Annotated in this window: 9 protein-coding genes; 6 read left to right on the top strand and 3 right to left on the bottom strand. The window is 38.1% G+C overall.

Annotated features, from left to right (window positions below; translation table 11 throughout):
- The 3 genes from M901_RS11115 to thrS form a co-directional block, all read right to left on the bottom strand.
- Positions 1 to 1,622 (bottom strand): aminotransferase class III-fold pyridoxal phosphate-dependent enzyme (locus M901_RS11115; protein WP_021278299.1); only part of this gene is annotated, 1,622 nt, incomplete at its 3' end.
- Positions 1,623 to 1,641: 19 nt separating this feature from the next.
- Positions 1,642 to 2,643, bottom strand: coding sequence for a D-alanine--D-alanine ligase (locus M901_RS11120; RefSeq protein ID WP_021278301.1), 1,002 nt, complete (start codon positions 2,641 to 2,643; stop codon positions 1,642 to 1,644).
- A 52-nt stretch (positions 2,644 to 2,695) separates the two neighbouring features.
- The gene (gene thrS / locus M901_RS11125) at positions 2,696 to 4,441 is read right to left on the bottom strand and encodes a threonine--tRNA ligase (RefSeq protein ID WP_021278296.1); all 1,746 of its coding nucleotides are present in this window, start codon (positions 4,439 to 4,441) and stop codon (positions 2,696 to 2,698) included.
- A gap of 213 nt (positions 4,442 to 4,654) precedes the next feature.
- Here thrS and M901_RS11130 point away from each other — a divergent pair, with 213 nt between their 5' ends.
- The 6 genes from M901_RS11130 to M901_RS11155 all read left to right on the top strand — a co-directional run.
- On the top strand, positions 4,655 to 5,932 hold the full coding sequence (locus tag M901_RS11130; protein ID WP_021278298.1) for a winged helix-turn-helix domain-containing protein: 1,278 nt from the start codon (positions 4,655 to 4,657) through the stop codon (positions 5,930 to 5,932).
- 12 nt (positions 5,933 to 5,944) lie between these two features.
- On the top strand, positions 5,945 to 6,472 hold the full coding sequence (locus M901_RS11135; RefSeq protein WP_021278300.1) for a hypothetical protein: 528 nt from the start codon (positions 5,945 to 5,947) through the stop codon (positions 6,470 to 6,472).
- The gene (locus tag M901_RS11140; RefSeq protein ID WP_021278297.1) at positions 6,462 to 6,959 is read left to right on the top strand and encodes an N-acetyltransferase; all 498 of its coding nucleotides are present in this window, start codon (positions 6,462 to 6,464) and stop codon (positions 6,957 to 6,959) included. Before M901_RS11135 ends, M901_RS11140 begins: the two co-directional genes overlap by 11 nt.
- Before the next feature lie 207 nt (positions 6,960 to 7,166).
- Positions 7,167 to 7,694, top strand: a complete 528-nt coding sequence (gene rimP, locus M901_RS16585) for a ribosome maturation factor RimP (protein ID WP_021278302.1) — start codon at positions 7,167 to 7,169, stop codon at positions 7,692 to 7,694.
- Between the two features lie 15 nt (positions 7,695 to 7,709).
- Entirely contained in the window at positions 7,710 to 9,128 is a 1,419-nt protein-coding gene (gene nusA / locus M901_RS11150) for a transcription termination factor NusA (protein WP_021278295.1), read from the top strand.
- Positions 9,129 to 9,213: 85 nt separating this feature from the next.
- On the top strand, positions 9,214 to 9,766 hold a 553-nt coding region (locus tag M901_RS11155; protein ID WP_021278294.1), incomplete at its 3' end, for a translation initiation factor IF-2 N-terminal domain-containing protein.

Raw genomic sequence — 9,766 nt, forward strand, 5'->3', positions numbered from 1 at the left:
TGTCTTGCTGGTTCATAAACTTCTTTTTCAAGATCAATTATTTTTGATCTAAAGTTTTTGTAGTTGTTTGAATTAATAAGAGTAAGATCTAGATCAAAGTGATTTTTGAAAAAAGAACTTGCAAAATCAAACGAAGAAACTTCTCCCTTCTTTGATTGAGTACGTTTTTGAATGATCTGCGTATGCCAGTGATAATCGTAGTCAATTTCAGTATTCGGCTTATCAATAGACTCAGGTGTTCTGAGTGCTTTCTCATTATAAATATGATCACAGAGGTTATCTAACATATCAAAGAGGAAGTCGATATCTTCAGCTTTGTAGGCCGTATTAAGTCTAAATCTTAATGTCTGAGCACCTGCTTGATAGAATAGCAGCCCTGCCTTAAAGCGATTCTCGATAAATTTAGGTATATCATCGGCATTGTCTATTTCAAATGCAAAGGCCATTCCATAGGCCCTTGGTTTAGAAAGCTGTGGATGCTTGTTTAGAAGAGCGGTCAGCTTTTCTTGAACATATTCTTCGGCCCTAATAACGACATCATTTCTTTGATCGATCATAAGACCATGGTAGAAACCTCTGAGAATTGAAGCGAATTGAACTTCATTATTATGCCACTCAAGTGGACCATCTCCAATCACGATCCCACTTTGTGACTTCTTAGCACATGTGACAAAGTCTGGGGCCACGGTATTACCTTGGCTATCTCTTATATCAAAACTTCTGTGCCAGAAGAATTCCCTTCCTAGGCCAAAACCTGTTTGAACTTCATCAAAGATTAGAGCAACGTCATAAGACTTTGTTAGTAGAAGTAAGGCCGTGTTGAATCTGTTAGTGCTATAGCGATCTCCACCTTCACACTGCATTGGCTCTACAATCGTGACAAAGTACTCTCTTGATTCAAGTTTTTCTTTAACAAATAGGAGAGACTCAATCTCTAAATCGAGTTCTTTATCTCTTCCTTTAAACGAATCAACTTTCTTAGAAAAGTTTTCGCAAAAAGGATTCTCCCATAGTTCTCGCCATGAATTTTCTATTTCCATGATGAAGTTGGAGTGTTCGAGGGCAGGAAAAGGGGCAAATGTGGTTTCAAATCCTTTTAATTGAAATGGCTCTCTCTTGCTCTTATTCCATGTTGAAAAGAGTGACACCATAAATCTTCCATGAAAAGATCCTTCAAATGCTAGAACTTTTTTAGCACTTGGATTTACTCTTCGCTTATAGGCCATTCCCATGGCCGTTTCATTGGCCTCTGCACCAGAATTTACAAAGCAAATATCAATATTTCTATTATCTGTTTTTTGTTTGAGGAAACCATGAAAAGCTTTTTCAAGATCTTTTGCATCACTTGTATCTCTGTTATTTGTCCATGCCTCTTGGAAATGAGCGACTCCAAAAAAAGGAGTTGGATTAAACCCAAGCCCTAAAGTTGCGATTTGGCTGGCAGCATCCTGGATGTAGGCATGACCATTCTTTCCTTCTACCGCCAGATAAGCACCGTAGGACTTCCTATGTGCTGAGAGATAGGGCTTCTTTTCCGCAGGGATAAGGTCTTCTTTATAATAGGCCTTGAGCTTTTCTTGGGCATGTTGACTATGATCATCTTGAATAAAGTTAATTTTCATTTCTTACCTCGTTACTTTCTTAGCTTAAATCTTTAATGATGATTTGCTTTAAGTAATCTTCAAATTTTAGTCCAGTATTCTCTACCATTTTTGGGAACATCGAAATGGGAGTCATCCCCGGAAAAGTGTTGATTTCATTCAAAGAGATACCATCGTGACTTACGAAGAAGTCAATTCTTGATAGGTGACGAAGACCGATCGCCTTAAATGCTTTGATAGCACAATCTCTCATGGATTCAATCTGTTGAGGAGTTAAGTTCTTCGCCTCAACTTCAGTTGATGTATGTGATTGGTTAGAGTATTTTTCTTCATAGCTATAAAAGCCATCTGGACAAATGATTTCACCAGGCACTGTGGCCTTGATTTCGCCGTTGTCTTCATAGACTGCAATTTCTAGCTCGCGGCCTTTTATGGTCTTTTCAATAAGCACATTGTCCGAATATTGGAAGGCCTTCTTGATAGTATCTAGTAATTGATCTTCATTTGTGACATGAAAGCATCCAACAGATGAGCCTTGGTTGGCGGCCTTAACAAAAACATCTTCTCCATTATTTTTAAAGAATTGGAGATAACTATTCTTTTCGCTCTGGTTGAAGTCTTGATACTTATTAGCAAAAATCCAAGGAGTGTTTGGAATATTAAGAGAGTCGAACCATAGCTTAGTTGTGACTTTGTTAAAGCAAATCATACTTGCTTCAGCTTCTGGGCCAAAGAATGGGATCCCAAGCGTTTTGAGATAGCTCTGTATCTCACCAGTCTCACCTGGTGGCCCGTGAATAACAGGAACAACATAGTCGATATAAGGCTGTTCTGTAGGGGTTTTAAGAATGCGTCCATTTAAGGAAGATTTTCTTCCTTGGCACTCCCAGTGACCTTCTTTTGTGATTTCTACTAGTATTGGATTGAATTCTTCTATCTTCTTTAGACAGTCAAAGACATATTGAGATGAGATAACAGAGACTTCGTGCTCTGTTCCGCCGCCCCCAAAGAGGACGAGGATATTCTTCCTTTCATTAGACATATATCCTTCCTTAGTCGATGCCTATTATTGCGATATAAAAAAGACCGAGCTATTAAAGCTCGGCCGGGTATTTTACATTATTTAATGTCGTAAACTTTTCGAAGAGTTCGTCATTTGACCATGTAAATGTCTTCTTCTCTCCATGCTTTCTAACTGAGACAGATCCGTTTTCCATTTCTCTATCACCAATAACTAGCATAAATGGCACTTTAGACTTTTGAATTTGACGAGTCTTGTATCCCATTGATTCATTTCTATCATCAACCTTAACTCTGAAACCTTTAGAGAATAGTTGCTTTTGAAGTTTTGCTGCATAGTCACCATGAATTTCTTGGTTAACTGGAACAATAACTGCTTGCTCTGGTGCAAGCCAGAATGGGAAAACTCCTGCAACGTGCTCAAGGTAGACACCGAAGAATCTTTCTAATGATCCTAGTAGGGCCCTGTGAACAACAACTGGTCTTTCTTCTCCACCATCTTTAGTCGTGAACTTTAGATCAAATCTATCAGGTAGTTGGAAGTCTAGTTGAATTGTTCCAAGTTGGTGATATCTTCCTAATGCATCAGCAACATCAATATCGATTTTTGGACCATAGAATGCACCGTCACCTTCTTTGATAAAGAACTCATGACCAGAGCTTTCTAGCGCATCCTTTAGGGCTTTCTCTGCAATATCCCAAGTCTCATCGCTTCCTGCTTTCTTTTCAGGTCTCGTTGAGAGGTTAACTTTAACATTTTTAAAGTCAAACATTTCATAGGCCGTGAAGATCATCTTCATCGTTCTTTGAATTTCTTCTTGGACTTGTTCAAGAGCAAGGAAGATGTGAGCATCATCCTGACAGAAAGTTCTAACTCTTGTCAGACCTGCTAGAGCACCTGCTTTCTCATAACGGTGAAGTCTTCCAAAATCTGCATATCTCATTGGAAGATCACGATATGAGTACTTGTAGTGTTTAAACATAAGCATGTGACAAGGGCAGTTCATTGGCTTAACTGCGTATTCTCTCTCATCAATTTTTGAGAAGAACATATTCTCTTGATAGTGCTCGTAGTGTCCAGATGTGTGCCATAGGTCACTATCTAGGACTTGTGGTGTAATAACTTCATCATACTCATAGATTCTATAAAGTCTTCTAATGTAGTCGACAAGTTCGTTATAAACAAAAGTCCCCTTTGGCATAAAGAATGGGGCACCTGGTGCAAATGATTCAAAGTGAAAGAGCTCAAGTTCTTTACCAAGTTTTCTGTGATCTCTTTTCTTCGCTTCTTCCAACATCATAAGATGTTGCTTAAGTAGTTTCTTATCTTGAAAAGAGACGGCATAAATTCTTTGTAGCATTTGTCTCTTTTCATCCCCTCGCCAGTAGGCACCAGCGATTGAAATTAATTTAAAACCTTGTGGAAGCTCAGAAGTGTTCTCAACGTGTGGTCCACGACAAAGGTCGATAAATTCACCTTGTTGATAACAAGAAACTTCTTCTCCTTCTGGAATTGCTTCAATGAGTTCAACTTTAAGTTCTTGTCCCTGTTCTTTAAAGAAGCTAATGGCCTCAGATCTCTCCATAACTCTTCTTTCAATAGGAAGCTTTTCCTTGATGATTGTTTTCATCATATCTTCAATCTTTGGAAGATCTTCATCAGTTAAGGTCGTGGTCATTTGAACATCATAATAGAACCCATTATCAATAACCGGACCTACACCAAACTGAACATTTTCGTTCGGGTAAAGTCTTGAAATCGCTTGGGCCATAAGGTGAGCAGACGAGTGTCTTATTGTCTCAATGTCAAATTTGGCCATTTCCTTCTCCAATTTCCAAAAAAAATTAATATAAATGCTTAATAGCTAAGTCCCTACAATATCAAAGAATTGAAGGGATGAGCAATGGCATGTCTGTAATTTTTTTTCAGATTTTTACATCTTTTTGACTTGTTGCATGATGACGTGCTATGACATGTTCGTGGTAAGATTCCGCGACTATCTCACATTTGTCAATTTCAGGGGAGGACACAGATGGAGACGACACAAATTGGACTTGGGGAGAGTTCAAATAAGGCCGATAGGCAAACCCTTGCTTTTATTGGTCCAGGAGAGGGGTTAATCCCTTCACCAGAACGCTTAACTAAGTTAGAAGTCGGTAAGGCCTATTACCAACTCGGTAAGCTACATTATGATAAGGCCGATCTAGATAATGCTGAAATTAATTTCATCAAGTCTCTAGAGTGTGCAGAGCTGCCACAAGATAACTTCTCTGTTCTAAAAATTCTTGGTTTCCTAATCAGGATAGCAGCAGAAAAGCTAGAAACAGAAAAAGCTTCTAAGTATATTTCAATGTCTGAGGCCATCGTAGAAGATCTTGCAAGTAATCTTGGAAGTCTCAATGCAGAGTATTTCTACTACGCTGGATTAGTTAAAAGTTATAAGGGTGATTTTGAAGGGGCAAGCCTTGATCTTTCAATGTCATATAAGAAGTCAAAAGAAGAGAATGATCCAGACCTTTTAGCGAAGTGTCTTTTAGCTCTGGCGAATAACTCTCTTAATAAAGGGGAGTGTGAAGCTTCTGTTGATTTTCTCTTACAACTTGATAACCTCCTCAAAATTATCAACAAAGAGTATCTTGGCGGATCAATGCACATGACTTTTGGTAAGACTTATCTTGCAATGGGTGATCATAAGAAGTCCCTAGAGCACTTTAAGATTGCCAACGAAACTCTTCAGAGCAAGAAGTGTTGGAACCTTTATGGTTATATTCTTCTTGGTAAGGGACAAGTTAATAAGATTGCTGGATCATTTGAAAGATCATTGGTTTATTTTAACCTGGCAAAAGAAGCAATCGACTCTGAGAAGTTTAAAAGATTGGCAAATCTCTTAGATTCAGAAATTCACGAAGTGAATGATTCCAGTGTTGATATCTATCTTGATAGAAGCAATAGAAAAGTTAAGGAAAGAACTCTTGGAGTGATCGACTTCAAGCACAGATTTGTTCTTCTTGAAATTCTCTTCTTACTTGCTAAGAATTGTGGTGAATACTTTGATAAGGAAAAACTTGCAAAGTCGATTTGGAAAGATGAGTACAATCCACTTATTCACGACAAACTTATCTATACAAGTGTTTCTCGTCTAAGAAAGCTTATTGAGCCTAAGGATAATACTGAAACAAAGAGAAAATATATCATTAGAGGAAAGGATGGTTATACATTCAATCCTACTGTTAAGATTAGATTCCAGATGGAGAGTAGAATGTCTCCAGGAAAGGCAATCGCCAACGTTGATATATCTTCGCCAGTTTAGTACATTGTACTCATGGCAAAGAAATTATTGATACTACTATTCTTAGTTTTTAATACATGGGCCCTTGAAGATAGGGCCCTTTTTTCTATTGGTGACAAAGTCTTCTATGTTTCACATGTTAACCGCTATATAGAGGCCCTTAATTTTTTGAATTGCTATGAAGCAAAGAAGAATCACCTCTCTTTGGTCTTTCAAGAAGCTGGGGACGCAATTCCTACTCTCAGAGCGAAAAAGGGCGACTATAGTAAGATAGAGATGTCAAAGATTGAGTCTTTTACTTCTATTGCTCGAATGATGAGCTTTGTTAAGCCCTTGCCAAAGGAGCTTCTTTCATCAAAGAAAGCACGTAAGTGTAAGCTTGCAAAGAACTTTAGGACTCAAATAACTGAAATACAAAATGCGAATAAACACCTTGAAAAGATATCTTCACAAAAGGCCTCACCTTATTTCAAAGAAAAGAGGCCCTTAAACACTATAAAATTTCTCTCGAAAAGAAAGTTCCACTTAGAAGGTTCTATTAGGCCGATAAATGTCAGATAAAGAAGAGACTTATCAATTTCTTATTTTCGTTAAGGCCGAGAGCGTCGAAAAACCCAGTGAAGAGCAGCTGTATGAGATTATAGATCTGGATAAAGTCGATTTTCCTTGGCCTTGGGATGAGAAGACTTGGAAGAGCTTCCTCATTGGTCCAAGAAATTATTCACTTGTACTTATCTATGAGGGTTTAAATAAAGAACGCTTCGTTGGCTTCTCATTATTTGAGTTAAACTTTATTGAGAAGCAGGCACATCTTTATAAGATCGTCATTTGTAGAGAGCTTAGAGGTCGCGGTGCAGCATTTTCTTTGTTCTCCTTTCATCGCAAACACTTAACTGATCTAGGATTGGAGAGTCTCTATCTTGAGGTTGCCGCAACAAACACTTCTGCGATAGCTTTTTACAATAAATGTGGTCTTGAGGTCATTCATAAGAAAAATAAATTTTATGGAAACGGGGATGATGCTCTGATCATGACAGGGAGTATCTAAATAGATATTAATTTTCATAAGAGTTGACAAAGTCTCATAATTTTCGATAATTAGATACTGTAGCAATTATGTTTAACATCTTTGCCTCCATCTCTTCATATGATGGAAGCTTATAGAGGTGTTGCTACACTTGAAAAACGATTTTTAGCAATAGCTTAATATCGGGTAGACATTGGATCTACCCTTTTTTTTTATTACAGGGACCAAATGGTTTTAAAAGAAGAAAGAACAGGTTTAGAAAAGAAGTTTTTTGACATCGCTCTTAACGTTGTTAAGGAAGCGGGTTATGAGCTCTATGACCTCGATTATATCAAAGGGAGTAAGACACTTCGTGTTTTTATTATGGACCCTGCGACGAACACGGCCCTTATCGATGATTGTGTAAAAGTCGATAGAGGTTTTACACCTTTTATGGAAGAGGAAGAGTGGATTCCTGAAGATATTGTTTTAGAAGTATCTTCTCCTGGGCTCTACCGTAATTTAACGAGTGTTGAGCACTTTAAAATGGCTTCTGATACTCCAGTTTCTCTCCATCTAAAAAAGTCTCTTTCAGAGTTACTTCCTTCGGAGGAACTTGATAAGAAAACAGGAAAGGCCAAAACATTTGTGTGCCACTTAGAAGAAGTTTCTGATGAGTATATTGTGGCAGCACTTGATGAAAATTTTAGTTTAAAAATAAATTATACAGATATCAAAAAAGCGAACTTGGAACCAGAAGTCCAAGGTTCGAATTAGACAGGAAGGTGAGTAATGAATTTTTCTGAACTTGGAAAAGTTATTGAAATACTTGGTAAAGATCGTGGGATCAAAAAAGAAATTATCGTAAAAGCGATTGAGCAAGCATTCCTAGTTACTGCTAGAAAGAAGTTTGGTATTCAAGGTGAATACGAGACTCGTTATAATGAAGCTGATGATGATGTAGAGATCTTTCAATATAAGAACGTTGTTGATGAAGTAAGAGATGGAATTATTGAAATCTCTCTTCAAGATGCTAAAGAACTTGATGAAGAAGTAGAAATTGGTGATCAGCTAGGGATTAAAATTGAAAACCCTAACTTTACACGTGTCGACGTTCAAACAGCACGTCAAATTATCTTCCAAAAGGTAAGAGATGCTGAAAGAGAAATTCTATTCTCTGAATTCCAACACAGACAAGGTGATCTTGTTACTGGGATTGCTAGAAGATACGAAAGAGGAAATATCATCGTTGACCTAGGAAAAGCAGATGCAGTTCTTCCAAGAAGAGAAATCATTCCTGGAGAAGCATTTAAGCCAGGTGATAGAATTCAAGCCTTCTTAACTGAAGTTGTTATGACAAATAGAGGACCAGAGATTCGTCTTTCTAGAACATCTCCAATGTTCCTTGTTAAGCTATTTGAAATTGAAGTTCCGGAAATTCAAGATGGAACTATCGAAATTAAATCAGCTGCACGTGAGCCAGGTCAGAGAGCAAAAATCGCTGTAAGATCTGTTGATAAAGATATTGATCCAGTTGGTGCTTGTGTTGGTATGAAAGGTAGCCGTGTTCAGAATGTTGTAAATGAACTTCAAGGTGAAAAAATCGATATCGTTAAGTGGAATGATGATCTAGGGACATTTGCTACTGCGGCTCTTGCTCCAGCAGATATTCAAAATATTCAAATTGATCACGATGATCATTCAATGGATGTGGTTGTTGAGGAAGATCAACTTTCACTTGCTATTGGTAGACGTGGTCAAAACGTAAGACTAGCAGCAATGCTATCTGGATATAAGATTAACATCATCTCTAAGACTAAGCTTCAAGAGAAGATCAATAAAGCTGTTGAGATTCTTCTTCAGATCCCATCAGTTTCTGATGCTATGGCACAGGTTCTTGTTCAAAGTGGTGTTATGGCCATTGGTGATCTTGTGGCCACTCCAGCATCTGAAATCGCAGAGATTGTAGAGATTGAAGAAGCTGCTGCACAGGCGACTATTGATGAGGCGACTAAGATGATTGAAGAGGGAACACTTGAGCTTCAAGCTGATGGTGAAGAGGAACTTGTTTCTGCTTCAGCTGTTCCAGCATATAAGGGAATCCTTGATAGCGGTTCTTCAGATGGTGGATCTGATGAAGATTCACAGAGCAAATTCAGCGATGCTGAAAAGAGGCTTAGAGAAGAGCTTGCTGCTTTTAAAATTAAATAATTATGAAGCTTCGGGTTTCTCGGAGCTTCTTATATAAATTGACCAGGCCTAAGGCCTAACGTTGAGACGTTGAACAGGAGTTGTAATGCCTATAAAGATTTTTGAATTGGCAAAAGAGATTGGGAAGGGACCACTTGATCTCGTAGAAGAGCTGAAAAGCCACGGTTTCTCAGTAAGAAACCACATGTCGGAACTTTCAGATGATGAAGTTGAAAAGGTCAAAGTTATTCTTTCTCCAAAAGCAGATGATACTGCTGCGAAGAAGAAGACAAAGAAGAAAGTAGCAAAGAAAAAAGTTGCTAAGAAGAAAGTTGTTAAAAAAGCAACGGCTTCAAAAGATACAGAATCTGAAACTGAAGAAGAGTCAAAGACTTCTAAGAAGACAGTGACTCGTAGAAAGAAAACTGTTGTTAGAAAGAAGGTTGCCAAATCTAGTGAAGAGCAGGCACCTGTTGAGGCTCCAGTAGAAGAAAAGGTTGAAACACCTGTAGAAGCATCGGTTGAAGCGAAGACAGCTGAAACAGTCGCTGAAGAAGTGGTCGAAACTAATACTACTAGTGAAACTAAAGTTGAAGAAGTTGAGGCTAAAGAAGAAAAGCCAAAGACAGAAGAATCTTCATCTGAGAGATCACCAGAAG

The sequence above is a fragment of the Bacteriovorax sp. DB6_IX genome, assembly GCF_000447775.1.
GTDB lineage: Bacteria > Bdellovibrionota > Bacteriovoracia > Bacteriovoracales > Bacteriovoracaceae > Halobacteriovorax_A.

What these genes read in the sequence shown, in the direction of transcription:
- M901_RS11140 (WP_021278297.1), top strand. Translation starts at nt 6,462, where the DNA reads ATGTCAGATAAAGAAGAGACTTATCAATTTCTTATTTTCGTTAAGGCC.
- M901_RS11120 (WP_021278301.1), bottom strand. Translation starts at nt 2,643, where the DNA reads ATGTCTAATGAAAGGAAGAATATCCTCGTCCTCTTTGGGGGCGGCGGA.
- nusA (WP_021278295.1), top strand. Translation starts at nt 7,710, where the DNA reads ATGAATTTTTCTGAACTTGGAAAAGTTATTGAAATACTTGGTAAAGAT.
- M901_RS11135 (WP_021278300.1), top strand. Translation starts at nt 5,945, where the DNA reads ATGGCAAAGAAATTATTGATACTACTATTCTTAGTTTTTAATACATGG.
- thrS (WP_021278296.1), bottom strand. Translation starts at nt 4,441, where the DNA reads ATGGCCAAATTTGACATTGAGACAATAAGACACTCGTCTGCTCACCTT.
- rimP (WP_021278302.1), top strand. Translation starts at nt 7,167, where the DNA reads ATGGTTTTAAAAGAAGAAAGAACAGGTTTAGAAAAGAAGTTTTTTGAC.
- M901_RS11130 (WP_021278298.1), top strand. Translation starts at nt 4,655, where the DNA reads ATGGAGACGACACAAATTGGACTTGGGGAGAGTTCAAATAAGGCCGAT.